The 26,852-nt window shown below is 69.1% G+C and carries 27 protein-coding genes; 12 read left to right on the top strand and 15 right to left on the bottom strand.

Annotated elements, in window-relative coordinates; translation table 11 throughout:
• Window positions 1-9 precede the first annotated feature (9 nt).
• From IEZ09_RS29440 to IEZ09_RS29455, 4 genes are all read left to right on the top strand, one after another.
• Window positions 10-1,161 (top strand): cation:proton antiporter, encoded by a 1,152-nt coding sequence (locus tag IEZ09_RS29440; RefSeq protein ID WP_301325955.1) that lies wholly within the window; start codon window positions 10-12, stop codon window positions 1,159-1,161.
• Between the two features lie 64 nt (window positions 1,162-1,225).
• The gene (locus tag IEZ09_RS29445) at window positions 1,226-2,380 is read left to right on the top strand and encodes a S8 family peptidase (RefSeq protein WP_189257047.1); all 1,155 of its coding nucleotides are present in this window, start codon (window positions 1,226-1,228) and stop codon (window positions 2,378-2,380) included.
• The gene (locus IEZ09_RS29450) at window positions 2,377-2,598 is read left to right on the top strand and encodes a hypothetical protein (RefSeq protein ID WP_229813057.1); all 222 of its coding nucleotides are present in this window, start codon (window positions 2,377-2,379) and stop codon (window positions 2,596-2,598) included. Before IEZ09_RS29445 ends, IEZ09_RS29450 begins: the two co-directional genes overlap by 4 nt.
• Before the next feature lie 93 nt (window positions 2,599-2,691).
• Window positions 2,692-3,144, top strand: a complete 453-nt coding sequence (locus IEZ09_RS29455) for a DUF6319 family protein (protein WP_229813058.1) — start codon at window positions 2,692-2,694, stop codon at window positions 3,142-3,144.
• Between the two features lie 61 nt (window positions 3,145-3,205).
• Here the strand turns inward: IEZ09_RS29455 and IEZ09_RS29460 are convergent, their stop codons facing one another.
• Both IEZ09_RS29460 and IEZ09_RS29465 read right to left on the bottom strand, forming a co-directional pair.
• Window positions 3,206-4,177 carry a quinone oxidoreductase family protein gene (locus IEZ09_RS29460; protein WP_189257048.1) on the bottom strand — a complete coding sequence of 324 codons (972 nt, stop codon included), beginning with the start codon at window positions 4,175-4,177 and terminating at the stop codon, window positions 3,206-3,208.
• Between the two features lies 1 nt (window position 4,178).
• Window positions 4,179-4,979 carry an SDR family NAD(P)-dependent oxidoreductase gene (locus IEZ09_RS29465; RefSeq protein ID WP_189257049.1) on the bottom strand — a complete coding sequence of 267 codons (801 nt, stop codon included), beginning with the start codon at window positions 4,977-4,979 and terminating at the stop codon, window positions 4,179-4,181.
• A 165-nt stretch (window positions 4,980-5,144) separates the two neighbouring features.
• On the opposite strand from IEZ09_RS29465, the gene fabG reads away from it, so the two are divergent.
• Both fabG and IEZ09_RS29475 read left to right on the top strand, forming a co-directional pair.
• Window positions 5,145-5,897, top strand: a complete 753-nt coding sequence (gene fabG / locus IEZ09_RS29470) for a 3-oxoacyl-ACP reductase FabG (RefSeq protein WP_229813059.1) — start codon at window positions 5,145-5,147, stop codon at window positions 5,895-5,897.
• A gap of 3 nt (window positions 5,898-5,900) precedes the next feature.
• Window positions 5,901-6,353 carry a MaoC family dehydratase gene (locus IEZ09_RS29475; RefSeq protein ID WP_189257051.1) on the top strand — a complete coding sequence of 151 codons (453 nt, stop codon included), beginning with the start codon at window positions 5,901-5,903 and terminating at the stop codon, window positions 6,351-6,353.
• Here the strand turns inward: IEZ09_RS29475 and IEZ09_RS29480 are convergent.
• Window positions 6,334-6,909: a TetR/AcrR family transcriptional regulator gene (locus IEZ09_RS29480; protein WP_229813060.1), complete on the bottom strand. Its 576-nt coding sequence runs from the start codon at window positions 6,907-6,909 to the stop codon at window positions 6,334-6,336. The two genes, IEZ09_RS29475 and IEZ09_RS29480, sit on opposite strands and share 20 nt — an antisense overlap.
• Before the next feature lie 38 nt (window positions 6,910-6,947).
• Between IEZ09_RS29480 and IEZ09_RS29485 the strand changes: the two genes are divergently transcribed.
• Window positions 6,948-7,997, top strand: a complete 1,050-nt coding sequence (locus tag IEZ09_RS29485) for a DUF2855 family protein (protein ID WP_189257053.1) — start codon at window positions 6,948-6,950, stop codon at window positions 7,995-7,997.
• On the opposite strand, the gene IEZ09_RS29490 is transcribed toward IEZ09_RS29485, so the two are convergent.
• The 7 genes from IEZ09_RS29490 to IEZ09_RS46815 form a co-directional block, all read right to left on the bottom strand.
• Complete coding sequence (locus tag IEZ09_RS29490) at window positions 7,987-8,325, bottom strand: hypothetical protein (protein ID WP_189257054.1); 339 nt, start codon at window positions 8,323-8,325, stop codon at window positions 7,987-7,989. The genes IEZ09_RS29485 and IEZ09_RS29490 overlap by 11 nt on opposite strands.
• Window positions 8,322-8,864: a 3'-5' exonuclease gene (locus IEZ09_RS29495; protein WP_189257055.1), complete on the bottom strand. Its 543-nt coding sequence runs from the start codon at window positions 8,862-8,864 to the stop codon at window positions 8,322-8,324. The genes IEZ09_RS29490 and IEZ09_RS29495 overlap by 4 nt, the downstream gene beginning before the upstream one ends.
• A 22-nt stretch (window positions 8,865-8,886) precedes the next feature.
• Window positions 8,887-9,597 (bottom strand): hypothetical protein, encoded by a 711-nt coding sequence (locus tag IEZ09_RS29500; protein WP_189257056.1) that lies wholly within the window; start codon window positions 9,595-9,597, stop codon window positions 8,887-8,889.
• Complete coding sequence (locus IEZ09_RS29505; RefSeq protein WP_189257057.1) at window positions 9,584-11,008, bottom strand: vWA domain-containing protein; 1,425 nt, start codon at window positions 11,006-11,008, stop codon at window positions 9,584-9,586. Before IEZ09_RS29505 ends, IEZ09_RS29500 begins: the two co-directional genes overlap by 14 nt.
• Window positions 11,005-12,132: a hypothetical protein gene (locus IEZ09_RS29510; protein WP_189257058.1), complete on the bottom strand. Its 1,128-nt coding sequence runs from the start codon at window positions 12,130-12,132 to the stop codon at window positions 11,005-11,007. The genes IEZ09_RS29505 and IEZ09_RS29510 overlap by 4 nt, the downstream gene beginning before the upstream one ends.
• Before the next feature lie 86 nt (window positions 12,133-12,218).
• Window positions 12,219-13,322 carry a glycosyltransferase family 4 protein gene (locus tag IEZ09_RS46810; RefSeq protein WP_229813061.1) on the bottom strand — a complete coding sequence of 368 codons (1,104 nt, stop codon included), beginning with the start codon at window positions 13,320-13,322 and terminating at the stop codon, window positions 12,219-12,221.
• Window positions 13,295-14,452 (bottom strand): polysaccharide biosynthesis protein, encoded by a 1,158-nt coding sequence (locus IEZ09_RS46815; protein ID WP_229813062.1) that lies wholly within the window; start codon window positions 14,450-14,452, stop codon window positions 13,295-13,297. The genes IEZ09_RS46810 and IEZ09_RS46815 overlap by 28 nt, the downstream gene beginning before the upstream one ends.
• Window positions 14,453-14,673: 221 nt before the next feature.
• Here IEZ09_RS46815 and IEZ09_RS29525 point away from each other — a divergent pair, with 221 nt between their 5' ends.
• The 3 genes from IEZ09_RS29525 to IEZ09_RS29535 are packed head-to-tail and all read left to right on the top strand — an operon-like array spanning window position 14,674 to window position 18,769.
• Window positions 14,674-17,382 (top strand): arabinosyltransferase domain-containing protein, encoded by a 2,709-nt coding sequence (locus IEZ09_RS29525; RefSeq protein WP_189257061.1) that lies wholly within the window; start codon window positions 14,674-14,676, stop codon window positions 17,380-17,382.
• The gene (locus IEZ09_RS29530; RefSeq protein WP_189257062.1) at window positions 17,379-17,882 is read left to right on the top strand and encodes a phosphatase PAP2 family protein; all 504 of its coding nucleotides are present in this window, start codon (window positions 17,379-17,381) and stop codon (window positions 17,880-17,882) included. The genes IEZ09_RS29525 and IEZ09_RS29530 overlap by 4 nt, the downstream gene beginning before the upstream one ends.
• Window positions 17,879-18,769, top strand: coding sequence for a decaprenyl-phosphate phosphoribosyltransferase (locus tag IEZ09_RS29535; protein WP_189257063.1), 891 nt, complete (start codon window positions 17,879-17,881; stop codon window positions 18,767-18,769). The genes IEZ09_RS29530 and IEZ09_RS29535 overlap by 4 nt, the downstream gene beginning before the upstream one ends.
• A gap of 13 nt (window positions 18,770-18,782) precedes the next feature.
• On the opposite strand, the gene IEZ09_RS29540 is transcribed toward IEZ09_RS29535, so the two are convergent.
• From IEZ09_RS29540 to IEZ09_RS29550, 3 genes are read right to left on the bottom strand one after another with little or no spacing between them, the layout of a single operon-like run.
• Window positions 18,783-19,541 (bottom strand): SDR family NAD(P)-dependent oxidoreductase, encoded by a 759-nt coding sequence (locus tag IEZ09_RS29540; RefSeq protein WP_189257064.1) that lies wholly within the window; start codon window positions 19,539-19,541, stop codon window positions 18,783-18,785.
• Window positions 19,541-20,737, bottom strand: a complete 1,197-nt coding sequence (locus tag IEZ09_RS29545) for an acetyl-CoA C-acetyltransferase (protein ID WP_189257065.1) — start codon at window positions 20,735-20,737, stop codon at window positions 19,541-19,543. Before IEZ09_RS29545 ends, IEZ09_RS29540 begins: the two co-directional genes overlap by 1 nt.
• A gap of 10 nt (window positions 20,738-20,747) precedes the next feature.
• Window positions 20,748-21,893 carry an acyl-CoA dehydrogenase family protein gene (locus tag IEZ09_RS29550; protein ID WP_189257066.1) on the bottom strand — a complete coding sequence of 382 codons (1,146 nt, stop codon included), beginning with the start codon at window positions 21,891-21,893 and terminating at the stop codon, window positions 20,748-20,750.
• Window positions 21,894-21,985: 92 nt separating this feature from the next.
• Here IEZ09_RS29550 and IEZ09_RS29555 point away from each other — a divergent pair, with 92 nt between their 5' ends.
• On the top strand, window positions 21,986-22,609 hold the full coding sequence (locus IEZ09_RS29555; protein WP_189257067.1) for a TetR/AcrR family transcriptional regulator: 624 nt from the start codon (window positions 21,986-21,988) through the stop codon (window positions 22,607-22,609).
• On the opposite strand, the gene IEZ09_RS29560 is transcribed toward IEZ09_RS29555, so the two are convergent.
• Together IEZ09_RS29560 and IEZ09_RS29565 are read right to left on the bottom strand one after the other, a co-directional pair.
• Window positions 22,602-22,874, bottom strand: coding sequence for a GlsB/YeaQ/YmgE family stress response membrane protein (locus IEZ09_RS29560; protein ID WP_189257068.1), 273 nt, complete (start codon window positions 22,872-22,874; stop codon window positions 22,602-22,604). The genes IEZ09_RS29555 and IEZ09_RS29560 overlap by 8 nt on opposite strands.
• Window positions 22,875-22,966: 92 nt before the next feature.
• Window positions 22,967-23,746, bottom strand: a complete 780-nt coding sequence (locus IEZ09_RS29565) for a sporulation protein (RefSeq protein ID WP_229813063.1) — start codon at window positions 23,744-23,746, stop codon at window positions 22,967-22,969.
• 178 nt (window positions 23,747-23,924) lie between these two features.
• Between IEZ09_RS29565 and IEZ09_RS29570 the strand changes: the two genes are divergently transcribed.
• Window positions 23,925-26,849 carry a carboxyl transferase domain-containing protein gene (locus tag IEZ09_RS29570; RefSeq protein ID WP_308202434.1) on the top strand — a complete coding sequence of 975 codons (2,925 nt, stop codon included), beginning with the start codon at window positions 23,925-23,927 and terminating at the stop codon, window positions 26,847-26,849.
• Window positions 26,850-26,852: the final 3 nt, after the last annotated feature.

Below are 26,852 nucleotides of genomic sequence, written 5' to 3' on the forward strand. Positions count from 1 at the left end.
ACTGTCGCCATGATCCAGCTGGGTGGCGTCTTCTTCGGCCTGGGTCTGCTCGGCCGCGTCGCCTGGAAGATGGGCATCTCGCCCATTCCCCTCTACCTCCTCGGCGGCCTCGCCTTCGGCGCCGGTGGCTTAGTCCCGTTACACGGCATCGAGGAGTTCACGCACCTCGCCAGCGAGATCGGCGTCGTGCTGCTGCTCCTGCTGCTGGGTCTCGAGTACTCGGCGTCCGAGCTCACCACGGGCCTGAAGCGCTCGTGGATGGCGGGCGTGCTCGACCTCGTGCTCAACGCGGCACCGGGCGCGATCGCGGCGTTGCTGCTGGGCTGGGGCCCGGTGGCGGCGCTGGCGATGGCGGGCGTCACGTACATCTCGTCGTCCGGCATCGTCGCGAAGGTCCTCGGCGACCTCGGCCGGCTGGGCAACCGCGAGACGCCGGTCGTGCTGTCCGTGCTCGTGTTCGAGGACCTGGCGATGGCCGTCTACCTGCCGGTGCTCACGGCCGTGCTGTCGGGCGTGAGCTTCCTCGGCGGGCTCACGTCGGTCGGCATCTCGTTGCTCGCGATCACCGTGGTCCTGGTGGTGGCGTTGAAGTACGGCAGGTTCATCTCGGCCATTGTGGACAGTCCCGACCACGAGGTGTTCCTGCTGAAGCTCCTCGGCTCGGCGTTGCTCGTGGCCGGTGTCGCCTCGCAGCTGCAGGTGTCGGCGGCGGTCGGCGCGTTCCTGCTCGGCATCGCGATCTCCGGCTCGACCGCCGAGAACGCCACGCGCCTGCTCGAACCCCTGCGCGACCTGTTCGCGGCGATGTTCTTCGTCGTGTTCGGACTCAACACCGACCCGCGCTCGATTCCACCCGTTCTCGGAATCGCCGTCGCGCTGGCAGCCATCACGACCGCCACGAAGGTCGTCACGGGCTGGTGGGCGGCCCGCAGGCAGGGCATCGGCAAGATGGGCCGCATCCGTGCGGGCGCGGCGCTGGTGGCGCGCGGCGAGTTCTCCATCGTCATCGCGGGCCTGGCCGTGGCGTCCGGACAGGTGAACGGCGACCTGGCAGCTCTCGCAACCGCGTACGTGCTGCTGATGGCGATCCTGGGGCCGATCGCGGCCAAGTACGTTGAGCCGATCGGGGAATTCTTTCAGCGAAGAAGGCAAACGGTCTGAAACACAAGCCCCCGGATGACGACTCTCTCTAGTAGGGGCTAGCAGAGAGTAGGGGCGATCCGTCATGACCGAACCCGCGGAAGTGGAGACCACCGGCCGGTTCCTGGTGCTGCTGCAGGAGGACGCCGTCGAGGAGGGGGTGGCCGAGCTCGGCGCGATCGCCGGGTTCGACCCGAACAGCGGCGATCTGGACCCGGACACCGTCCAGGTGTTCCCCGAGCTGGGTGTCGCGGTCGTGTCCGCCGACCCGAACCTGCTGGCCGAGCTGAACGGCGCGGCGGAGCGTCCCGGCCCGGTCCAGATCGTCGAGCCGGAACGCGTCGTGCACGCGTTCGACGCCGCACCGGCAGAAGACATCGAACCGGCGGCCGACGAGTCGGTCCTGACCTGGGGTTTGCAGGCGGTGGGCGCCGACGTCAGCACCGCGACCGGCAAGGGCGTCAAACTGGCCGTCCTCGACACCGGGTGGGAGAAGAACCACCCGGACTTCCAGGGCCGCTCGATCACCACGAAGTCGTTCATCACCGGTGAGGACGTGCAGGACGGCCACGGCCACGGCACGCACTGCATCGGCACGTCGGCGGGCCCGCGCAAGCCGGCCACCCTGCCGGGCTACGGCGTCGCCCACGAAGCCGAGATCTTCGCGGGCAAGGTCCTGTCCAACGCGGGCTCCGGCTCCGACGGCGGCATCCTCGCGGGCATCGACTGGGCCGTGGCCAACGGCTGCGCGGTCATCTCGATGTCCCTGGGCGCCGACGTCCCGGCGGGCACGCCGTACTCGCAGATCTACGAGACCGTGGCCCAGCGCGCCATGGCCAAGGGCACCCTGATCATCGCCGCGGCGGGCAACGCGTCCATGCGCCCGGCCAAGATCGCACCCGTGGGCCACCCGGCCCGCTGCCCGTCCATCATCGCCGTGGCCGCCATCGACGTGAACCGCGCCATCGCGCAGTTCTCGTCCGGCAGCGCCGACAAGATCGGTCAGATCGACGTCTGCGCACCGGGAGTGGACGTCTACTCGTCCTTCAAGCTCCCGGAGAAGTACCGCCGCCTGCGCGGCACGTCCATGGCCACCCCGCACGTCTCGGGCGTCGCGGTCCTGATCGCCGAGAAGACCGGCGCACGGGGCTTCGAGCTGTGGGCCCGCCTGGTCGGCACCGCGCTGCGGCTCCCGCTGCCGTCCACCGACATCGGCACCGGGCTCGTTCAGGCGCCATGACCACTTCGGTGGACCAGGTGATGGTGTCCGTGACCGAAGGCAGCCTCCCGCAGGTCCTCGACGACCTGCGGGAGGCGGGCCTGGTGGTGGACACCGTCCTGGAGGCGCTGGGCGTGGTGACCGGCACCGTCGAGGTCCGCGCGATCCCGTCGCTGCGTTCGGTGCCCGGTGTCCTGGACGTCGAACGGCAGTGGCGCGTGCAGCTCCCGCCGTACTGACTAGGCTCTGCGCTGACCCCATTCACGTCTGATCGAACACGTGTTCTAGGATGTGCGCGGGGTCACGTCGTTGCGCAGAGAGGAAACCTGATCGTGTCGGACACGCTCACCGAGGTGCAGGCAGTCGAGGAGACCGTCGTGGAGGAGACTCCGGCGCCGGCCCCCGAGGCCGAGGCTGCGAAGCCGGTCGAGGCTCCCAAGGCTGAGACGCCGAAGGCTGAGGCCCCCAAGGCCGAGAAGCCGAAGGCCGCCCGCGCCAAGAGCACGGCGAAGAAGACCCGCACCGTCGAGCTCACGCTCACGGTGACCGGTACCGCCGAGGGTGAATGGCAGGCCGACCTGGTCCACGGCACGCAGCGCGTGGTGTCGGGCCTCGTCATCCCGGCCATCGCGGTGGCCAAGGCGGCGAAGGAACTGCACTCCGACATCGCGGAGGGCATCGAAACGGTGCTCGAGGCGGCGCGCGACCAGCACCGCACCCGCATGGAGGAGCTGGAGGCCGAGCTGGCCAGGGTGAAGGCCCAGCTCGCCGAGCTCTCCGAGTAACACCTGAAACGATGAACGGCGCTTTTGTGCACCTGGAGTGCACAAAAGCGCCGTTCATCGTTCAGCGCGACGGGTCCAGCAGGAGCTTGCCCGCGGTCTTGCGGGAGCGCAGGTCCTCGTGCGCCTGCCGGATCTCGCCCATGCCGTACTCCCCGCCGGGAACCGCCTTCAGCTTGCCGTCGACGACGAGCTGGAACAGTTCGGCCATCGCGCGGTGGGCGAGGGTGCCGTGCTCAGCGTCCCGCACCTTCAGGGCGTGTGGCAGCCACATACCCGCAACGGTCGTGGAGTGCACGAGCAGCGCCCCGAGGTCGACCGGCTTCGGCCTTTCCCGCGAGGCCATGCCATAAAACGCAAGCCGCCCGAACGGAGCCAGCGCCACCAGCGACTGGTCAGTGGTAGCCCCTCCCGTCATGTCCAGCACGATGTCGACGCGCCGTCCGTTGTTCGCCTCGATCAGCGCGGCGGTCATGTCCTCGGCGCGCGAGTCGATCGCCACGTCCGCACCGAGGTCCAGCGCCAGCTTCCGCTTGTCGTCGGAGGAAGCGGTGGCGATGACGCGCCCGGCTCCCCACAGCTTGGCCAGCTGCACGGCGATCGTGCCGACACCACCGGCGGCGGCGTGCACGACGACCGACTCGCCGGGCTCCAGGTGAGTCGACTTCCGCAGCAGCAGCCAGGCCGTCGCGCCCTGCACGATCAACGACAGCGCCGTGAGGTCGTCCACGCCGTCCGGCACGTCGAACGTCGTCAACGCCGGCGCGACAGCCTTTTCCGCGTAGCCGCCGGAGTTCTTGGTGAGCGCGACGACACGACGCCCGTCCTCGGTGGTGCCGACGACTTCACCGCCCGGCACGAGCGGCAGCGTCATCTTCGCCAGGTAGGAGTTCTCCGCCTGGTGCGTGTCCGCGTAGTTGAGCCCGGCGCGCGAGACGTTGATCAGCACCTCGCCCTCGCCCGGTACCGGATCGGGCAGCTCCACCTGCTGAAGCACCTCGGGCCCACCGAACTCGGTGATCTGGATGGCACGCACGTCAGCTCTCCTTGAGCGCGATCGAAATGGGGTCCTTCTTGGCGGCCTCGACCCGCGAGCCGTCGGCGGCGCGCGGCCCTGGCGGGTTGCGGAACGCGAACGGCTCCGACTCCCGGCCGGACTGCACGAACCACGCCTCGCCGGTGCCCGAACCCTCCACAATGGACATGAACGCGTCCACCACGGCGGACACGGGCAGGATCGGCATGCCGATGTCCTCCAGCGTCGACCGCAGCGGTGTGATGATGTTGGTGTCCGCGAACGCCGGGCAGAGCGCGTTCACCCGGATGTCCGAGTACGCACCGGCCAGCGCACGGACCAGGCCGACCACAGCAGCCTTGTTGGCGCCGTAAACCGGATCGCCCGGCATCGGCATGAGGCCGGCCATCGACGCCGTGGCGATGATCTGACCGCCGCGCTTCTGCAGTTCGGGCAACGCGGCGTGCACGCCGTAGACGACGCCATCGAGGTTGATGGCCATCGCACGGCGGTAGCGCTCGACGTCGAAGTCGTCGCCCAACGAGCATCCCGTGCCGATGCCCGCGTTCAGGAACGCGATGTCGAGCCCACCGAACTCGCGCACGGCGGTCTCCACCGCGGCGGCCGAGTCGGCGGGCTGCGTCACGTCGCAGCGCACGAACACGCCACCGACCTCGTCGGCGACGACTTTGCCCTGGTCAGCGTCGATGTCCGCGACGACGACACGAACCCCGAGCGAAGCCAGGCGCCGGGCGGACGCGGCACCGATGCCGTTCGATCCACCGGTGATGAGTGCGACCTTGCCGGTGAGTTCCACGGGCATCTGCCTCCTCGCTGAGACCACTCTGAGCTGACTCGATTGACGACGATCTGGGCAACATTCCGACCAGTCGGTATGGTCGTCCGCACAGCGCTGGACGTCAAGCGGACTGATAGGTACGTTACTAAGCGCTTGCTTAGCTCACCATCCCCCAACGAAGGAGGACCCGTGGCCGACAGGGTTGCCATCGTCACCGGCGCGGCTCGCGGTATCGGTGCCGCCGTCGCCCAGCGTCTCGCCGCGGACGGCCTGGCCGTCGCGTTGCTCGACCTCGACGAGCAGGGCGTGCTCGACGGCGCCGACAAGATCGTCGCGGGCGGTGGGCGCGCCATCGGCCTCAAGGTCGACGTCTCCGACGAGGAGCAGGTCAACGCCGCGGTGGCGCAGGTCGCCGAGAAGCTCGGCCCGCCGACCGTGCTGATCAACAACGCCGGTGTGCTGCGCGACAACCTGCTGTTCAAGATGACCGTGAGCGACTGGGACACGGTCATGAACGTGCACCTGCGCGGCGCGTTCCTGATGAGCAAGGCCGTCCAGGCCTACCAGACGAAGGAGGGCTGGGGCCGCATCGTCAACCTGTCGAGCACGAGCGCGCTCGGCAACCGCGGCCAGGCCAACTACTCCGCCGCCAAGGCCGGTCTGCAGGGCTTCACCAAGACCCTCGCGATCGAGCTCGGCAAGTTCGGCGTCACGGTCAACGCGATCGCGCCCGGCTTCATCGCCACCGAGATGACCAAGGCGACGGCCGAGCGCATGAAGATCTCGTTCGAGGACCTGGTGAACGGTGCCGCGCAGACGATCCCGGTCGCGCGCGTCGGCCAGCCAGAGGACATCGCGCACACCGCGTCGTTCCTCGTCAGCGAAGGCGCCGGGTTCGTGTCCGGCCAGGTCATCTACGTCGCCGGCGGACCGAAGGACTGATCGATGCGCGTATTCGAAGGCGTTGACGAGCTCGCCGCCGCGAAGGGCGAGCACCTCGGTTTCGGCGAGTGGCACGAGATCACGCAGGAGCAGGTCAACCTGTTCGCCGACGCGACGCTCGACCACCAGTGGATCCACATCGACGTCGAGAAGGCGAAGAAGGGCCCGTTCGGCGGCCCGGTGGCGCACGGCTACCTGACGCTCTCGCTGGTGCCGTACCTGGTGCGCGACGTCTACACCGTCAAGAACATCAAGATGGGCGTCAACTACGGCAGCAACAAGGTCCGCTTCCCGCAGCCGGTGCTCGTGGGCGCCAGGGTGCGCGGCGGCGTCGAGCTGCTCGACGTCTCGGACATCGCGCTGGGCAAGCAGCTCGTGACCAAGGTCGTCATCGAGATCGAGGGCAGCGACAAGCCCGCGTGCGTCGCCGAGATCGTCAGCGTGATTGTGCCCTGACCGAGTGGATCAGCAGATCCGCGTAGTGCTCAGCCAGCCGCCCGGCCGGGATCTCCCCGTCCGGGCGGTACCACGTGCCCAGGTGGTGCAACGACCCGAAGAAGTAGTGCGTGGCGAGGTCCGCGGGCACGTCGTCGCGGAACGTCCCGTCCCGCTGCCCCTCCTCGATCAGACCGCGGAACTTCTCGTGGTACCGCCGCCGTTCCGCCCGCACTTCCTTCTGCTTCTCGGCCGACAGGTGGTCGATCGAGCGGAAGAACACCTTGGCGGCGTCGAAGTTGTCCACACTGGTGACGATCACGTCGATGGCCGCCTCGCGCAGCCGTTCGGTGATCGGCCCCGCACCTCCCGCGATCTTGTCGAGCCGTTCGGTCTGCATGCGCAGCAACCGCCCGTAGATCTCGTGCAGCAGGTCGTCCTTCGACCCGAAGTAGTGGTACATCGCGCCTTTGGTGACACCGGCGCGCTCCACGATCTCCTGCACGGCGACGCGTTCGTACCCCTTGTCCGCGAAGAGGCTGGTAGCGGCGTCGATCAGTCTTTCAGGCACGGTCACGACCGGAGCGTACCTCCCGACCAAGGAGAATCCTGGCAATGATCAGTCGCTGGACCGTCGTCGTCGACCGCGACGACCTCACCAAAACCGAAGTCCTGCACGACGAACTCTCCCCCGAGCTCGGCGACTGCGAGGTGCTGCTCCGCGTCGACCGCGTCGGCCTCACCGCCAACAACGTCACCTACGGCGTGATCGGCGACCTCATCGGCTACTGGAAGTTCTTCCCGGTTTCCGCCGACGGCCGCGGCGTCATCCCGCTGTGGGGCTTCGCCGACGTCGTCGACTCCACATTGGACGCCCTTCCGCCCGGCACCCGCGTCTACGGCTACCTGCCGATGTCGAGCCACCTCGTCGTGCGCGCTCGCCTGACCTCGTCGGGCTTCGTCGACACGGCCGACCACCGCGCCCCGCTCCCGGCCGTCTACAACAGCTACCTGGTGACGTCGACGGACCCGGCGTACGACCCGCAGCAGGAAGACCTCCAGGTCCTCTACCGCCCGCTGTTCATGACGTCGTTCCTGCTCGCCGACCAACTGGCGGACAACGACTTCTACGGCGCCCGCACCGTCGTGATCTCCTCCGCCTCCAGCAAGACGGCGTTCGGCACGGCCCAGTGCCTGCGCGGTTCCGGCGTGCGGCTGGTGGGCCTGACCTCATCGCGCAACGTCGGCTTCACGGAAAGCTTGGGCCTCTACGACACCGTGCTGCCCTACGACGCCGCAGTGGACGTCGAACCTTCGGTGTACCTGGACTTCAGCGGCTCTGCCGACCTGCGCTCGACCCTGCACGACCGGCTCGGCGCCTCGCTGGTGAAGGACATCTCGATCGGCCTCACCCAGCAGAAGGCCTCCGCGGACCCGCGCTCGCAGTTCTTCTTCGCGCCGGACCAGCTCCGCAAGCGCGCCGCCGACTGGGGGCAGGACGGCTTCGGGCAGCGCTTCGGTGCGGCTTGGCGCGCCTTCACCGCTCAGGCCGGTGAGTGGGTGGGGATCGCGCAGCACAGCGGGCCGGACGAGTTGGTCGAGGTGTGGCAGTCCGTGCTGGCGGGCAAAACGGACCCGAGCACGGCCGACGTGATCACCTTCTGACGAGGGCCTCCTCGATTCCCTCGAGATGGCAGATCTCCGACGGCCCCAGGGAGGCCACCGGTATCTCGAACACCGGCGCGACATCGTCACGTGTCATCGACCGCGGATCCAGGATCTCCCCGATCGCGTTCAGCTGAGCCTCCCGCGTCACCGAGTTCTCCTCGTGGCAGGCCATGACCGAGAGGACGCGAACGACCACCCTGGCCTCCAGCGGGTCGAACGACCGCGACCAGTCGCAGACGTTCTCGGTCCCTTCCTCCCGCACCTCCGGGATCGCCGAGGTGATCTTCGCGATCAGCCCCGCGAGCTCGGGACGACCGATGCTCATCTGGCGAGCAGCCCGGCCAGCAGGCCGGCGATGTTGTAGGCGTCGTCGTGCCCCCGGTGGTGCGTACCGTCGAGCCGATGCCCGGCGATGCGCACCGCCTCGGCCATCCCGACCTCCCGCGGCAACCTGTGCATCAACGCGAAGAGCGTCTTCACGTTGACGTGCCGCGGCCCGAACGGATACCGCACCCCGAAGTCTGCGCATTGCCGCTCGAACATCTTCCGGTCGTAGTCCCCGTACGACGCCCAAACCCGACGCTCCGACCGGAACTCCTTCCGCAGCACCGCACACGCCTCGGCGAACGACACCCCGGACGACACCTGCTCCTGCGCCAACGTGGTCAGCCGAGTGCAGAATGGACTCACAGACGACCGCGACGGCCGCACCAGAACGCTGCGCCGCTCCCCGCGCACACCAGTGGCCACCTCGACCGGGCACACCCCGATCTCGATGATCTCCGACACCTCACCGGCGGGCGGAGACCCTTCCCAGCACGTCGACTCCACGTCGACGACCAGCACCTGATCCAACGAAATCACGTGCCGATCGTCCCCGACGCGTCTACTGGAATACGACGACGGGCAGCACCACGATCTCGCCGGTCGACGCGTTCCACGACTGGACCTTGCCCAGGCACCGCGCGTTGAACTGGCCCGGCGGCAGGGTGTCGCGCAGGCTCGCCCGGTCGCACTCCACCCGCACCCGAGCCGAACCGGCGGGAGCCAGCAGCACCGCGTTCGAGTCGGTTCCGTCGCCGAGCTCGAACCGGCCGTGCAGCGACACGTAGTCGCGGATGTCGTTGAGCCGCAAAGGCTTCCTGCGCCGCCACGCCTCGTCGGCGACGATCGTCTGCGTGGGCAGGTCGACCTCCACCACGCCGTGGGCCGCGCGCAGGCCCGCCAGCACCACGCCGATGACGTCGATCTCGGTGGCGGGTTTCTCGTAGTTGGAGGTGTCCTGTTCCACCACCGAGCCGTCCACGCCGATGCCGAACTCGCTCGGGCCCACCTGCAGTTTGCCGTTCTTGGTCACGGTGATCTGCTTGACGAACTGGCGGGTGACCGCGTCGTCGTAGCGGCCCACCTTGCACAGGTTGATCATGCGCTGGCCGTGGACGTAGAACAGCAGGCCGGGCACCTCGGACTCCGGGGCGCGCCGGCGGGTCCACCGCACGGCCAGGACGACGACCACGACCAACGCCGTCAGGGTCGCGGACCACAGCAGGATCCAGGGCCACTCGACGGACCACCACAGCGCTCTATCGACAGCCACGGATCTCCCTCACCGCCTCCAGCAACGACTTCGCGCCGGCCTCCACGAGACGGCCGCCGCTGGCCTGGGCCACGCGGTCCAGCTCCGCCGCGGAGGCCTCGCCGAACCGGATCGGGTACACGGGCACCTCGCCCCGTCCGACGCGCAGGAACTCGTCCACCGACGGTCCCGCGTTGTTCTCGCCGTCGGTCATCAGCACGACGGTCGTCTCGCCACGGGCGAGGCGCAGCGCGTGGTCCAGCGCCGCCCAGATCGCCGTGTTGTCCCGCAGGTCGTCGGACGCCACGACGGCCAGCAGCGCGTCGAGGTCTTGACGTCCGCGCACGGTGATCGAGCGCTCCTCCAACACGCTGCCCGCGAAGCGCACGATCGTGACGGTCTCGCCGACGTGGAAGCGGTCGAACCCGTTGAGGGACGCGAAAGCCTCGCGCAGCGCGGCGATCCGAGCGCCCCGCATGGACGTCGAGTAGTCCAGCACGAAGATCACCTGGCGGCCGTCGCCCGCCCGGTCGTGGAAGAGCAGCAACCGGTCGAGCACCTCCTGCCGGTCCGGGAAGTACAGCGCGGTGCCGATGTCGGCGCGCAGCTTCTCGTCGCGCGGCGTGGCCGGGTCGACGGGGCGCCGCCAGGTGCGTTCGGCGATCATCCGCTGGGCCTCGGCCGACCTCAGCCACTCCACGACCCGGTCGTACGCGGCCCGGTGCGCGGGATCGACCAGCATCAGCGGGTAGTCCGACAGCACGATCCCGTCCCGCGGATACACGATCTCCACCGGATCGGCGCGTCCCGAAGCGTTGAGCGACAACAGTTCCGACTCGTGCGCCACCACTCCGTCCACATCGGACCTGCGGGCGTACTCGGCGATCGGGTCCGGCACGTCGAAGACCCGCCCCGTCAGGAAACCCTGCAGCCGGTCGCAGCTCACGTCCTCGGTCCGCAACGCCGCACCGGTGCCCGCGGCCGCCGTCGCGACCCCGATGAGCGCGGCCATCCCGCCGCCGGACACGCGCGGATCCGCCATGCCGTAACGGAACTCGCCCACCGCGGCCCGGTCCGCTACGTCCGCCCACGTCGGCCGCTCGCCGAGCACGGCGCGCTTGCCGGGCTTCACGCCGAGCACCACGGGGGACGTCATGATGCTCGTCGACAGCGCGGGCTCGGCACCACGCAGCCGCAGGAACCTGGTGGTGGACAACCACGCCAGGTCGAACCCGGCGAGCGAGCGGCTGGCCTCGACCGTGCCGCGGTGCTCGACCGCGAGCTCGACGCCGGTGGCGCGCTTCAGCTCCTCCAGCACGGGACCGAGGTCGGCGAGCTCCGGGCTGGCCAGCACCTTCAGCCGGACCGGCTGCGGTGTGCTGGAAGTGCACGCCGCCAGCAGGAGCAGGAGCACCGCGAGAAGGATCCTCATCGGCAGTCGCCCACCACGTCGATCATGCGCTCGAACAGCTCCGCCTTGGGCAGCGCCACCCGGCCCCGCTCACCGCTCGGCGGCTCCGGCACCCCGCGCTCGCTGAGGTGGCCGGCGAAGTCCTGCTCCGTGGCCCCGTTCCAGCCCAACGAGTGGAAACCCAGCTCCACCGCGCGCCGGCGCAGCTCCGGGTCGGTCATCATCAGCTCACCGATCCGGTCGCCCTCCGGGGTGAACGAGATCAGCTCGGGCGTGCTCTGGTGCTGCACGGTCGGGTAGAGCAGCACGCGTTCCTTGTCGGCGCCCCGTTTCTCCAGCTGGTGAGCGAGGTACTGGTGCTCGTAGATCACCGCGATGGCCGCGTGCGTCGGCCCCTCCGGCGCGAAGTACTTCGGCGCCATGTCCTCGCTGGTCTGGCCCTGCGCGTCGATCTGCGGCTTGATCCTGCGCGCCAGGTCCTCCGCGGCCTCGACGGTCTGGGGCGGGTTGTCGTCGCGGGCGGACGCGAGAAACCCGGCGAGCACGGCCCCCGAGTAGGCCTTGCAGGGATCCGGTGACTGGATGATCACCCGGTTGCCGTTGGCGGCACCGTAGTCGTTCCACCTCTTGTGCTTCTCGACCAGCTCCATGAACTTCTGGAGGTCGAGGTTGTAGTAGAGCGGTTGCTCACCCTGGTCGTGCGGTGTCGCGACACCCGCCCTGACCAGCGCCTCGGCGTACCCGCGGAAGGTTCCGAGCACGACGGGCGAGAAGAACGGCCGGAACGGCACCGCGTGCTTGCCCGTCCGCCGGGTCTTCACGTGCTCGTTCGCCACGTGCCCGGACGGGAACACGAAGTGGTAGGAGTCCAGGTCGGGCTTGCGGGCCAGGTCGCGCGAGCCCGCCGGAGTCACGTGGACCTGGTAGCCGCGCGCCATCAGGATCCGCTTGACCTGCTCGTCCTGGAAGAAGTCGCGCTTGGACGCGAGCAGCGCCCGCACCACCGTGACGTTCCGGAACGGGCCGGTGATGTGCCCGGAGACCAGCAGCACGACCAGCCCGAGGACGAACACCGTCAACGGCGGCACGAACCACAGCAGGAAACATCTTCGCGGGTCGACAGCCCTGAACTCCGGCTCCTGCACGGCTCCCCCTCATGCCAAAACGGCCCCTGACGAGGATTAGACGCGTCGAGGGAACCGTTTTGCACTACGCCGAACAGGGTCATCAGTCATCTCCGTGCGTGTTTCTCGAAGAGCGCTTCGAAGGCGTCGAGCACGGCCGGGACGCTGAACTTCGCCGCGGCCGTGCCGTCGGAGACCGGCGGCTCGTCGCGCAACGACCGCAGCCCTGCGGTGATCGCGGCCGCGTCACCGGGAGGCACGATGAGCCCGAAACCGGTTTCCCGCACCGGGATCCGCACGCCGGGCAGGTCGCTCGCCAGGACCGGCACCCCGGCCAGCATGGCGACGACCTGCACGATGCCGAACGCTTCGAAGGCGTTCACCGAGGGCAGCGCGAACACGTCCAGGGAGGCGTAGAAGTCGGCGAGGTCCTCGTCGGGCACGAACCCGAGGAGCTTGATCCGCGGGTCGCCGTCGATGTGCTCCCGCACGCGGGCGATGACACTGCCGCCCGCGACGTTGCCGAAGTCGCCACCGATCAGCAGCCGCGCGGACGGGTCGTTCAACGCGCGGAAACCGTCGACCAGGTGCTCGACGCCCTTCTCCTCCACGATCCGGCCGAGGAACCCGACGTGCAGGCCGGCGCCGTCGCGGAACCGCGGTGCGCCTTCCGGGACCGGGCGGCAGGGCGGCGGCACGGCGGCCATGTGCGGCTGGATCGACGGCCACAGCCGGCTCTCCCGCGCGTAGTCCTCGCTCGTCACCGCGACGACCGCCGCGCGGCGCATCGCCAGCCGGCTGGACGCGTCGATCACCTTGTCCTGCACCGAGTTCACCACACCGGGTGGCAGGCTGACGTCGCAGTGGTAGGTCACGACGACCGGGCACTTCGCGAGTGCCGCGACCGGACCGGCCTCCAGCATCGGCAGGTGGAGGTTGAGCACGCGGGCGTTCGCCGAGGCCTCACGCACCATCGTGGCGAACGCCGGGCTGATCACGCCCTTGCCGAACCGGGCGAGCACCGGCGCGCGGCTCACCCGCACACCGTTGATCGTTTCCTCGTGCGGCAGCATCGGGTCGTGCCGGGTGGTGACGACGCGGACGCGTTTTCCGCGCTCGGCGAGTCCCTCCGCGACGTCCCGCGCGAAGTTGGTCAGGCCCGACACGTACGGCGAGTAGTAGGTCAGGGCGATGACGAGGTCGTCGAGCACAGTCCGCTCTCCTGTCGTGGGGAAGTGAGCAGCCGGAGGCCGGTCAGCCAACCGGCGAGTGATCCGGCGAGGAACGCGATCTCCGCGCGCAGCAACAGATCCGGGATGAGTGCGAACGTCACGGCCGCGACCAGAACGCCCGCGAGCCAGCTCCACGCGACCCGGCTGTGCAACGCGCTCGCCACCAGCGCCTGTGTCGTGACGATCAACCCGAGGTGGGCGACGACGCCGAGCGCGACCAGCGCCAGGTCCACAGAGGACACGACGTAGAGAGGGCCGAACACGAGTCGCACCAGCCACTGGCCGATCGTGAACGCGAGCGCGACGCCCGCGGCACCGATGAGCGCGAGCGCGGCGGCCAGCCGTGTCACGACAGCGCGCACCGGCTTGCCGCTGATCACCGGCAACAGCGCCGTCTGCAGCGGCACCGCGACGAAGAGCGGGGCCCTGGCGAGGAGGAAGGCGGCGAGGAACACGCCGGCCCTGGCGCGTTCGTCCGCAGCGGCGACTGCGGCCACCAGCACCGGAACGCCGTTGAGCAACAGCTGCGCGCACACAGATCCGACGAGCAACGGTGCTACCGCGCGCGCGACGTCGCGCACGGGCACCTCGCTCTCTCCCTGCCACCAGAGGCCGGCCAGCACCGGCAGGTGGGCGACCGCGACCGCTGCCACGAGCGTCCACTCGAACTGTTCGCTCGTTGTGGCTCCGAGCCATGCGGCGAGCAGCGCGAACACCACGCGCAAGGCGGTGTCGACGACCAGCAGGCCGCCGTGCCACGCCAGCCTCCCGCTGCCGATCAGCACTCCTCGCACCAGGAACTGTCCCGCGGAGAGGAAGCACAGCACGACGACGGCCGGGGACACGAACACCGCCAGCGCGCACTCGACGACCGCCATGGCGAGCGCGACCACGGCGGCCGAACGCAGCGCGCGAGAACCGAGGCGCGCCAGTTCCTGCTCCACCGGAAGGAAAGCACCGAACCCGACGAGCAGCGCGATCGACCAGAAGGCGCCGAAGTCGCTGTACTCCGCGGGTGAGACGTTGCGTGCGACAACCGCGAGGTAGGTGTTGATCAGCAGTCCGGACAGGACGACGCACACCCCGACGAAGCTGAGCGCACGGACCATGGGCGGCACGATATCCGCCACGACTTGGCGATTTTCCCGCCCGAAACACAAATCCGGGGTATGGCAACGCGAACGTAGCAAAGCGCGGTGCGCTCGGTCTTTCCGGGTAACGGGCGGTGGCTAGCTTCTGACGCCTCACCCACCGACCCCTAAGGCAACGGCGCGTGACGACACAAACGATTCCGCTCGCCCCCGAAGCGCCCGCTACGACCACCGGGCCTGTGCCGAAGAAGAGACGGCTGCTCGCCGTCGCTGTCATTTCCGGCGCGCTCACCGTGCTGTTGTCGGCGCTGATGCCGCTCGCACCCGTGACGATCAACGATCCGACCGTCAACTGGCCGGCGGACGCGTCCGCGCCGCGATCCTCGATGCTCGCACTCAGCGCCTACCGTCCATTTGAGATGGACGTGCGCTTCGGCTGCGAAACCGTGCGCACCGCGCAGGCCGCCGGTGGCGTCGTGTTCGCGACCGTCATGCCGGCGGACCCGGCGCGCGGGCTCGTGGTGAAGGCGGAGAACGGTCGCCTGCTGGTGAGCGGCGTCGCCACGCTGGACGAGCCGGTGCCTCCCGGCAACTGCGCGTACGGGATCCGCGGCGACCGTGACGGGCTGAGCATCCTGCGCGACGGCACGGAGATCGGCCGGTCCGCGACCATGCCGGACGTGCACGTGCTGGCGACCTCGATCACCAGCCTGAGCACTCCCGACCTGTCCGCGCGGATCCGGGTGGACGACCAGTTCAGCACGAGTCCCGCACCGCTCAAGATCGTGCTGATGGTGGTGCTCGCGCTGTCGGCGGCGACCGCCTTCGCCTGTCTCGTGCTGCTGGATCGTCGCGTGCACCGCGAGCCGGGCCGGTTCCGGTTGCGGCTGAGTCCGGTCGACCTCGTCGTGCCCGCGATCATGGTGCTCTGGGTGTTCCTGGCGCCGATGTCCGACGACGACGGCTACTACAGCGCGATGGCCAAGAACGTGCCGTTCGAGGGCTATGTCGGCAACTACTACCAGATCCTCAACCAGGGCTTCACGCCGTTCTCCTGGTTCTACTACTTCCTGGCCAAGTGGCAGGTTTTCGGCTTCGCCCCGGTCGTGCTGCGCATCCCGGCACTGTTGTTCGGACTCGTGACGTGGTTCGCCGCACGTCGTTACGTGTCGGGCAAGTTCAGCGGAGTCGTGCTGGGTGCGGCGTTCCTGGCGTGGTGGCTGCCGCTGGACATGGGTGTGCGGCCCGAGGGCGTCGTCACCATGTGCGGCATGCTCACGCTGCTGGCCGTGACGGTCGCGGTCGAGCGGCAGCGACTCGCGTTGCTCGGCGCGGCCGTGGGTGTCGCGGGTATCGGGTTCTTCGCGCACCCCACCGGTTTCACGACGCTCGCGCCACTGCTGGCGGGCCTGCCGTTCGCGTGGAAGCTGCTGACGAAGGACGCGGGCCGGCGCACGATCATGGCGAGGACGCTCGCTGTGCTCTCCCCCGGCGCGGTCGCGATGATCATGGCGTTCAGCGACGGCACCCTGCGCGACTTCCTGTACGCGCAAGAGATCTTCAAGAGGATGGCGGGTTCCGAGACCTGGTACACGGAGTTCGTCCGCTGGATGTTCCTGCTGAACCAGGGCGACGCCATGGCGAACTACGCCAAGCGGGCGCCGGTGCTGGTGTGCGTCGTCGCGCTGGTCTGGTTCGTCGTGCTGGTCACGGCCGCGCGGGCCCGCCGCGTCGACGTGCCGCCGCGACTCGCGCTGGCGGGCTGGTCGACGATGTTCGCGTTCTTCCTGCTGTGGTTCACGCCCAGCAAGTGGACGCACCACTTCGGCAGCCTCGCCGGCATCGGCTCGGTGTTCATCGCGTTGATGCTGCTGTCCGCGGTGCCGTTGGTCCGTGAGCTGACCAGCGACCGCCGCGTGCCGGTACCGGTGCTGCTGGGCGGCGTCGTCAGCGTCGTCGCGATGCTCGGGCTGGCCGGGCACGGAGCCAACAAATGGCCGTACTCGTGGCACCTCGGTCTGCCGTTCGCCGGCGAGCCACCGCACCTGTCGGTGCTCAAGTTCGACAAGCCGTACTGGTGGCTCCTGCTGATCGCGATCGTGGCGTTCGTCCTGCACCGGCGGGGCAAGGGCTCCTACGCCCCGGTCATCGCGATCCCGGTGGTGATCGTGATGTTCTTCGCGGCCAACATCACCTACCTGGTGGGCGGTTTCGCGGTCGCGACGGCGCGGACACTGCACACCTGGTCGCCGTGGGCGGCGAGCGTGCAGGACCCGCTCGCCGAACGCTGCGTCGCGGCGGACGCGATCGAGGTGGCTACACCGCGGGCGCTGACCCCGTTGCGCGACAGGTGGTTCGCGATCCAGATCGACCAGATCGCGACCGTCGTGACCGGGAAACCCACGCCGGTCACCTACGAGTACGCGACGTCGAACGCGGAGGTGCTCAGCACCGGCGTGCTCACCGACAACGTGGACAGCACGCTGCGGCGGACCCTCGTGCTGCCACCGGCTCCGAAGGGCGCGACGCAGGTGCGGCTCACCGGCGAGGGCGAGTTCACCGCGCCCGCCGCGCAGAAGTACGTGCCGTTGCGGGAGTTCCTGCCGCGTGAGGCGGCCGTCGGGGTGGCGTGGCAGTTCGCGTTCCTGTTCCCCTGCCAGCGTCAGCCGCGCGTCCAGGACGGCGTGATCGAGCCGATCTCCTACGCGGTGCAGTGGGGCGACACGCAGTGGCTCGGCCTGAGCGACGCGACGTGGCAACCCGTGCGCGGCGCGCTGTTCGGCGACGTCCTCTCCTCGCAGGAGGTCACCGCGTTGCCGGCGCGGCTGCGGGACTTCCCCGGCGCGTATCCGATCCAGGTGTACCAGACCAAGCCGCGGTACGAGGCCGGTCAGTACACCATCACCCACGACAGGCAGACCCGCATGGGCTGGGAGGGCGTCCGATGAGCGATCGTGAAGCTGAGGTGCTGGTCGCTGTGCAGACGGCGCTCGCGAAACCACCGGCGGTGCGCGCGGCCCGGATGCTGTCCTTCTTCGGCGAGCACAGCGCGGGCTGGGTGGCGCTGGGCGTGGCGGGCTGGCTCGTCGACCGCCGGCGCCGTCCGGAGTGGACGGTCGCGGCCACGTCCGTGGTGGCCGCGCACGCCACCTCCATCGTGGTCAAGCGCCTGGTCCGGCGCCGGCGCCCGCACCACGCGGACGTCCAGGTGCTGGCGGGCACCCCGAGCAAGCTGAGCTTCCCGTCGTCACACGCGACCTCCACCACTGCCGCCGCGATCGCCTACGGCGCGCTGACCAACCAGCCGCTGGTGCCGCTTCTGGTGCCTCCCATGGTGATCAGCAGGCTGGTGCTGGGCGTGCACTACCCGACGGACGTGCTGGCCGGCGCCGTGCTGGGTGCCGCGGTGGCCCGCGGTGTGCACCGCGCGGTGTGGGGGCGTCGATGACCGTGGCGACGGAAACCCGGCCGTCGGTGGTCCGCGGACTGATCAGGACCGCCCGGCCACACCAGTGGACGAAGAACGTCCTCGTGCTGGCCACCCCGTTCGCGTCGAGCAGGATCACCGAAACCGTCGTGCTGCGCTCGGCCGCGCTGGCGTTCGTGGCGTTCTGCTGCGCGGCCTCGGCGGTGTACCTGATCAACGACGCGAAGGACGCGGAAGCCGACCGCGCCCACCCGAAGAAGCGCGACCGGCCGATCGCGGCGGGCATCGTGCCCGTGCCGCTCGCGATCGGCACGGCAGGTGTGCTGATGGCCGCGTCGCTGGCGGTCGGCGCGGTGGCGGGCTGGAAGCTGCTCGTGCTCATGATCGTCTACCTGGCCGTGCAGCTGGGCTACTGCTTCGGCCTGAAGCACCAGCCCGTGCTCGAACTGTGCGTGGTCGCCTCGGGCTTCCTGCTGCGCAGCATCGCGGGCGGTCTGGGCGCCGGCATCGCGCCCAGCCAGTGGTTCCTGCTCGTGACGGCGTTCGGGTCGCTGTTCATCGTGGCGGGCAAGCGCTACGCGGAGATCAAGCTCTTCCACGACACCGGCGCCGCGATCCGCCACTCGCTGACCAAGTACTCGGCGACCTACCTGCGGTTCGTGTGGGCCACCTCGGCCGCGGTCATGAACATGACCTACGGCCTGTGGGCGTTCGAGCTGGGCCAGCGCACCGGCAGTTCGTGGGCCGCCCTCTCCATGGTCCCGTTCGTGATCGCCGTCCTCCGCTACGCCGTCGACGTCGACAGCGGCAAAGCAGGCGCTCCGGACGACCTGGCCCGCTCCGACCACGTCCTGCAGTCCCTGGGCATCGCCTGGGTGGTCACCGTCGCCCTGGCCATCTACCTCTGACCCGGACCAGCGATCAGACGATGACGGCTCCACCGTCGACCACGAGCGTCTCACCCGTCACGTAACCACCGGCGGGAGAAGCCAGGAACACCACGGCCGCGGCGAGCTCCTCGGGGTCACCGATGCGACCGGCGGGCAGCGCCGCCTGCATCTTCTCCATGTAGCCGGGCGGGTACTGGTCGGTCATCTCCGAGGAGAAGAACCCGGGGCAGATCGCGTTGACGCGGATGCCCTTGCGCCCGGTCCACTGCTGCGCCAGGTCACGCGTCAGGCCCAGCAGACCGGCCTTGGACGCCGAGTACGCGGCCTGCGGAATTCCACCGGTCACGAGCCCGAGAACGCTGGAGATGTTGATGATCGACCCGCCGGACTTCATGACGGAAGCCGCGGCCTGCGCCATCCAGTACGCGCCGTTGAGGTTCACGTCCATGACGCCGAGGAACTCCTCCGGCGTCTCGCGCGAGGCCGGCACCGCGGACGCGACGCCCGCGTTGTTCACCAGGACCGCCACCGTGCCGAACTCGGCGGCCGCCCGCGCCACCTCACGGCAGTCGTCGGGCTGCGACACGTCCGCCTGCACCACGAGGGCACGACGACCGGCCGCCTCGACCAGCGCCGCCGTGTCCTTCAGCTTGTCCGCACGACGGGCCGCCAGCACGACGTCCGCGCCCGCCTCCGCGAGGCCCTTCGCGAACGCCACGCCGAGGCCGGAGGACGCGCCCGTGACGATCGCGACCTTCCCGTCCAGCCGGAACTTGTCGAGGATGCTCACTACGAAAGCCTTTCCAGGATGATCGCCATGCCCTGACCGCCGCCGACGCACATCGTCTCGAGGCCGAACTGGGCGTCGCGGGCCTGCATGCCGTTGATCAGCGTCGTCATGATCCGCGCGCCGGTCGAGCCGAACGGGTGCCCGAGGGCGATGGCACCACCGTGCACGTTCAGCCTGTCGATGTCGATGCCCAGCTGCCGCTGGCTGCCGAGCACCTGCACCGCGAACGCCTCGTTGATCTCCACCAGGTCGATGTCCGAAATGGACAGACCGGCGTGGGCCAGCGCCTGCTTGGTCGCATCGACCGGGCCGAGACCCATGATCTCCGGCGAGAGCCCGGAAACTCCCGTGGACACGATGCGCGCCAACGGGGTCAGCCCCAGCTCGCGAGCCCGCACGTCGCTCATGATCACCACAGCGGCGGCGCCGTCGTTGAGCGGGCAGCAGTTGCCGGGCGTGACCGTGCCCTCGGGCCGGAACGACGGCTTCAGCGCGGAGACGGCCTCGTAGGTGACGCCAGCACGGGGACCGTCGTCCGTCGAGACGACCGTTCCGTCCGGCAGCGTCACGGGCGTGATCTCGCGGGCGAAGAACCCGTCCGCGATCGCCTTCTCCGCGAGGTTCTGCGACCGCACACCGAACTCGTCCTGGTCGTGCCGCGAGATGCCCAGCTGCGTCGCGACGTTCTCGGCGGTCTGCCCCATCGCGATGTAGTAGTCGGGCAGCTTGCCGTCGAGCCGCGGGTCGGTCCACGGAGCGTTGGACGCGGCCGTGTCCAACGTCCGCTGCTGCGCCTCGTCGAACAACGGGTTGAACGACGGCACACCGGAGTGCATGTACCGGGAGACGCACTCGACACCGGCCGAGATGAACGCGTGCCCCTCCCCCGCCTTGATGGCGTGGAAGGCCATGCGCGCGGTCTGCACCGACGAGGCGCAGAACCGGTTCACGGTCGTGCCGGGCAGGGTGTCGTACCCGAGCTGCACGGCGACGCGCCGCGCGATGTTCTGGCCGTGTTCGTCCTGCGGCTCGGCGCATCCGAGGTGCAGGTCGGTGATCTCGGTGGCCGGAATGTCCTGCAACGCCGCGGAAATCACCTGCGCGGCCAGGTCGTCCGGCCGCAGCGAGACGAGCGATCCCTTGCGGGCACGGCCGATCGGCGACCGGGCGGTGGAAACGATGACTGCTTCAGCCATGGAACACCCCTTACAGGCCCAGGTCGCGGCCGATGAGTTCCTTCATGATCTCGTTGGAGCCCGCCCAGATCTTCGTGACGCGGGCGTCCATCCAGGCGCGGGCGACGCGGTACTCGGTCATGTAGCCGTAGCCGCCGTGCAGCTGCACGCAGGCGTCGATGACGTCGTTCTCGACCTCGGCGCTCCAGTACTTCGCCTGCGCCGCCTCGACGGAGGTCAGCTCACCGCGCACGTGCTGCATGGTCAGGGTGTCGACGAACGCCTGCGTGACGTCGAGCTTGGTGCGCAGCTCCGACAGCAGGAACTTGTTGTGCTGGAACTTGCCGATCGGCTGCCCGAACGCCTTGCGCTCCTTCACGTACTCGAGCGTCTCGTCGAAGACGCCCTGCGCGTGCGCGAGGTTCGAGATGGCGGCACCGATCCGCTCCTGCGGCAGGCGTTCCATCATGTAGATGAAGCCCTTGTCGACCTCGCCGATCACGTTCGCGGCCGGCAGGCGCACGTCGGAGAAGAACAGCTCCGCGGTGTCGGACGGGTGCTGGCCGACCTTGTCGAGCTTGCGGCCGCGCTCGAAGCCGGGCATGCCGGTCTCGACGGCGAACAGCGTGATGCCCTTGGCGCCCTTCTCCGGGTCGGTCCGGGCGGCCACGACGATCATGTCGGCGGTGTAGCCGTTGGTGATGAACGTCTTGGAGCCGTTGAGGATCCAGTCGTCACCGTCACGCACGGCGTTGGTCTTCAGCGCCGCGAGGTCGGAGCCACCGGAGGGCTCGGTCATCGCGATGCCGGTCTTGATCTCGCCGGTGCACATGCCTGGCAGCCAGCGCTGCTTCTGCTCCTCGGTGCACAGGTCCACGAGGTACGGCGCCACGACGTCGCCGTGGATGCCCAGCGACGACGCGACCGCCGCGTTGACCCGGCACAGCTCCTCGGCGAACACGGTGTTGAACCGGTAGTCGTTCGCGCCGCTGCCGCCGTACTCCTCGGGAATCTCGAGGCCCAGCAGCCCCTGGCGACCGGCCTCCAGCCAGACATCGCGATCGATCACGCGCTGCTCGATGAACTTCTCGACGTTCGGCGTGATCGTGCGCTCGACGAACGCCTTCGCCGACTCCCGGAACGCGGCGTGATCCTCGTTGAACAGCGTCCGCTGCACGACTACCTCCATACTAAGCGGTTGCTTAGCGCTAAGCGCCCGCTTAGCGTGCAGTACGATTCATCACCTGTCAACACGCGAGGAGCGGCCCGATGACGACGACCGGACTGGACGAGTTCGCGCTGCTCGACGAGACGTGGCGCTCGGTCACCCCGGACGCCGCCCGCCGCATGCTCATCGCCGCCGCGCACGCGTTCGCGGGCAAGGGATATCACGCCACGACGACCCGTGACATCGCTTCCCTGGCGGGAATGTCACCGGCGGCCGTGTACATCCACTACCGGTCCAAAGAGGAACTTCTCTTCAACATCTCGCTCGTGGGCCACGAGACGTCGCTGAAGCTGCTGTCCTCGATCACGGGGGCGGACCCGGTCGAACGGCTGCGCAACGCGGTGAAGGCGTTCGCGGGCTGGCACGCGGAGTTTCACACGACGGCGCGGGTGGTCCAGTACGAGCTCGGCGCGCTCACCCCTGAGCACCACGCGGAGGTGGCGGAGCTGCGCCGGGGCATCGAGAAGCAGATGCGGTCGTTCATCGCGGACGGCGTCGCGGAGGGCGTGTTCGACGTGCCGGACCTGAAGGGCGCGACGCTCGCCGTCCTGTCGCTGTGCATCGACGTCGCGCGCTGGTACCAGCCGGGAGGAAAGCGGACCCCGGACGAGATCGGCGCCCTGTACGCCGATCTCGTCCTGAGGATGGTCCGTCCGGCTAACTGACCGACTTGCGGCCGTACATCCCGGCCACGACCGAGACGCCGATCGCCGCGACCACGATCTGGACGATCACCTCGATCCAGTCGATGCCGGGCGTGTCCTGCACGCCGAGCAGCCGCGCGATCCACGACCCGATGAACGCGGCCGCGATGCCGACCAGCAGGGTCAGCCAGATCGGGATGGCCTGCCTGCCCGGCGCGAAGAGCTTGCCGAGGAAGCCCAAGATCAGGCCGATGACGAGTGCTCCGAGAATGCTCTCGATGGTCACGGTCGCCTCCTGAAGTCCGTTCCCGGGACACATACCCGGAAACCTCCGGAGAAAATCATCCCGTCACTCGTCACCGTCCGCAGCTCGAAGAACTACCAGCGGCTGCCGGAGACCTGGCTCATCCACTGGTTGATCGTGGCGGTCCAGTCGGTGCCGATCGCCTGCTGGTGCGACACCGCGAAACGGCCGTAGGCGTCACCGCCCGCACGGAGCAGCCCGGCGCGCTTGTCGGCCTCCAGGACCACGTGGAGCTCGCTCGGCGTCGTGACGAACGTCAGCTCGACCTGCTTGAGGCGACCGGCGAACTGCGGCGGCGGGTAGAACTCGATCTCCTGGTAGAACGGCAGCTGCTGCGGCACGCCGTAGATGCGGCCGCGCTCGTTGTCCGCCTTGGTGAAGCGGAAACCCATGTGCCCGAACGCCTGCAGCACCGCGTCCTGCGACGGCAGCGGGTGCACCCAGATCGGGTCGAGGTCGCCGGGGTCGACGGCGCCGCGGACCTCGAGCTCGGTGCGCAGGCCCAGCTGCATGCCGTGCAGCTGCGTGCCGCCCACGACGTTGAGCGGGCACTCGAACGGCACCGGGATCTGGAACGGCAGCGTGAGGTTCTGGTGCGGCTGGGCGAGGATGCGCTGTCCCACGGAGAACTTGTGGAACTCCATGTTGGTGTTGTACTCGTTGTCGCCGCTCTCGACCTCGACGCGGGTGAGCAGCGCCAGGGTGACGTGGTCGATCTCGGCGGGGTGGTCGCCGCCGGCGATGCGCACCTCACCGGAGAGCACCTCGCCCGGCCGGACGTTCGGGTTGGTCAGCACCGTGTCGACAGTCGGCCCGCCCACGCCGAACGCGCGCAACATCCTCTTGAACACCACTGCGGCCTCCTGAGCCACTCGCAACTGCGGGGAAGTCTGCCAACTGAATCGCCCGTTTGCGGCGAAGTGTTCCGTTGACGCCTCACCACCCAGATCGGTTCCGTATGGACTTCCGTTGACTTCAGATGGCAGCATGCGACCGCCGTCACATACTAAGCGGTCGCTCAGGAGGATTGCCGTGCTGCTCGTCGCCAACCGGGGTGAGGTCGCTGTTCGCGTGTTGCGCGCGGCAGCTGACCTGGGCATTCGCACCGTGGCGGTGTACGCGGAGGACGACGCTTCCGCCCTGCACGTGACGCTCGCGGACCGCGCGGTCGCGCTGCGTGGAGACTCGCCGTACCTGGACGTGGATCAGCTTCTCGACGCGGCCGAGGGGTGTCAGGCCGTGCATCCGGGCTGGGGTTTCCTCTCGGAGAACGCCGCGTTCGCACGGGCGTGCGCCGAGCGCGGGCTGGCGTTCGTCGGTCCTTCCGCCGATGTGCTGGAACTGTTGGGCGACAAGCGACGCGCACGATCGCTGGCCGCATCCCTGGGAATTCCCGTGCTGGACGCGGCGCCGGGCGAGTTCCCCGTGATGGTCAAGGCGGTCGCCGGTGGTGGCGGCAAGGGCATGCGCGCGGTGTACGCGCCGGAGGACCTCGACAACGCCGTCGAGGCGTGCCGGGCGGAGGCGTTGGCGGCGTTCGGAAACGGTGACGTCTACTTCGAACGGTTGCTGCCCTCCGCCCGGCACATCGAGGTCCAGCTCGTCGGCACCACGGTGATCGGCGACCGCGACTGCTCGCTGCAGCTGCGTCACCAGAAGGTCGTCGAGATCGCCCCGGCACCGCTGCTGGATCCCGCATTGCGCAAGGCACTGCACGAGGCGGCCGGGACGCTCGCGTCCTCGGTCGGCTACACCGGCGTCGGCACCGTCGAGTTCCTGGTGTCCGGCGACTCCTTCGCGTTCCTGGAGGTCAACCCCCGGCTGCAGGTCGAGCACACCGTGACCGAGATGGTGTCCGGTGTGGACCTCGTGCGCACGCAGCTCCTGCTGGCGTGGGGCGGCGACGTCGACTACACGCCTGCTGATCGCGGTGCGGCCGTGCAGGTGCGCGTGAACCAGACGTCCGGTGGCGTGCTGTCGTCGTTCGTGTTGCCTTCCGGGCCTGGCGTTCGCGTCGACACGCACGGATACGTCGGCTACCGGGTCGGGACGCGCTACGACGGGTTGCTGGCGAAACTCGTGGTGCAGGGCGAGGACCTGGACGTGGCGCTGAACCGGGCGCGGCGGGCGTTGCGCGAGTTCCGGATCGAGGGCGTCTCCACGAACCTGGAGTTCCTGAAGTCCTTGCTGGCTCGCGACATCGTGGGCGCCACGACCGACTTCGTGGTCGACGAGGCTCCCGAGGGCATGCGGGCGCCCCTGACGGGCACGGTGGTGTCCGTCTCCGCGGACTCCGTGGTGCTGGAAGCGATGAAGATGCAGCACGTCGTCCGGGTGTCCGGTGACGTCCTGGTGTCGGTCGGCGACACGGTGGCCGAGGGACAGCTGCTCGCCTCCGGCTCCGGTGAGTCCACTGAGGACACCGTCGAGGTCGATCCTGATCTCGTTCGCCCGGATTTGGCCGAGGTGCTCGAACGGCATCGGTTCGACCGCCCGGAGGCGGCCGCGCGGCGCCACGCCGCCGGTGGCCGGACCGCGCGCGAGAACATCGCGGACCTCTGCTCGTCCTTCGTCGAGTACGGCGGCCTGGCGATCGCCGCCCAACGCCAACGCCGCTCGCTTTCCGAACTCATCGAACGCACTCCCGCCGACGGCATGGTGGCAGGCATCGGCGTCGTCAACGGCCAGCGGATCGTCGCGATGTCCTACGACTACGCGGTGCTCGCCGGCACCCAGGGCGTGCGCAACCACCAGAAGAAGGACAGGTTGTTCGCGCTGGCACAGCAGGAGAACCTGCCCGTGGTGCTGTTCGCCGAGGGTGGCGGCGGCCGGCCGGGCGACACCGACCACAGCATGGTCAGCGGACTCGACTGCGGCTCGTTCCACGCGTTCGCCTCGCTGAGCGGCCAGGTGCCGCTGGTCGGCGTGGTCGCTGGCCGGTGCTTCGCGGGCAACGCGGTGCTGCTCGGCACGTGCGACGTGATCATCGCGGTGGAGGGCGCGAACATCGGCATGGGCGGCCCGGCGATGATCGAGGGAGGCGGCCTCGGCACGTTCCGCCCGGAGGACATCGGCCCGCTCGACGTCCAGATCCCGAACGGTGTCGTCGACATCGCCGTGGCGTCCGAGGAAGAAGCCGTCGCCGTCGCCAAGAAGTACCTCTCCTACTTCCAGGGCTCGACGACCGACTGGTCGTGCGCGGACCAGCGCCTCCTCCGCCACGCCATCCCGGAGAACCGCCTCCGCGCCTACAACATCCGCACGGTCATCGACACCCTCGCCGACACCGACTCGGTCCTGGAACTCCGCAAGGGCTTCGGCAAGGCCGTCGTCACCGCCCTGATCCGCGTCGAAGGCCGCCCCATCGCGTTGATCGCCAACGACCCGAACGTCCTGGGCGGCGCGATCGACGCCGACGCCGCCGACAAGTGCGCCCGCTTCCTCCAGCTGGCAGACGCCTTCGACCTGCCCGTCGTCTCGCTGTGCGACACCCCGGGCTTCATGGTCGGCCCCGACGCCGAGCGCACCGCCACCGTCCGCCACTTGACCCGCATGGTCGTGACGGGCGCCAACATCACCGTCCCCTTCGGACTCGTCGTGCTCCGCAAGGCCTACGGTCTCGGCGCCCAGGCGATGGCCGCGGGCAGCCTCAAGGTCCCCCAGTTCGCCATCTCCTGGCCCACCGGCGAGTTCGGCCCGATGGGCCTCGAAGGCGCCGTGAAACTCGGCTTCAAACGCGAGCTGGACGCCATCCAAGACGAAACCGAACGCAAGCAACGCTACGAGCAAATGGTCGCCGCAGCGTACGAACACGGCAAAGCGCTGAACGTCGCCAGTGTCTTCGAGATCGACGACGTGATCGACCCGGCCGACACCCGCCGCTGGATCGCCACCGCGCTCGCCCCCGCAACTTCCCGCCCCCAAGGGAAGAAACGCCCGTACATCGACACCTGGTGAAGG

The organism is Lentzea flava (assembly GCF_014648475.1).
GTDB classification, from domain to species: Bacteria; Actinomycetota; Actinomycetes; order Mycobacteriales; family Pseudonocardiaceae; genus Lentzea; species Lentzea flava.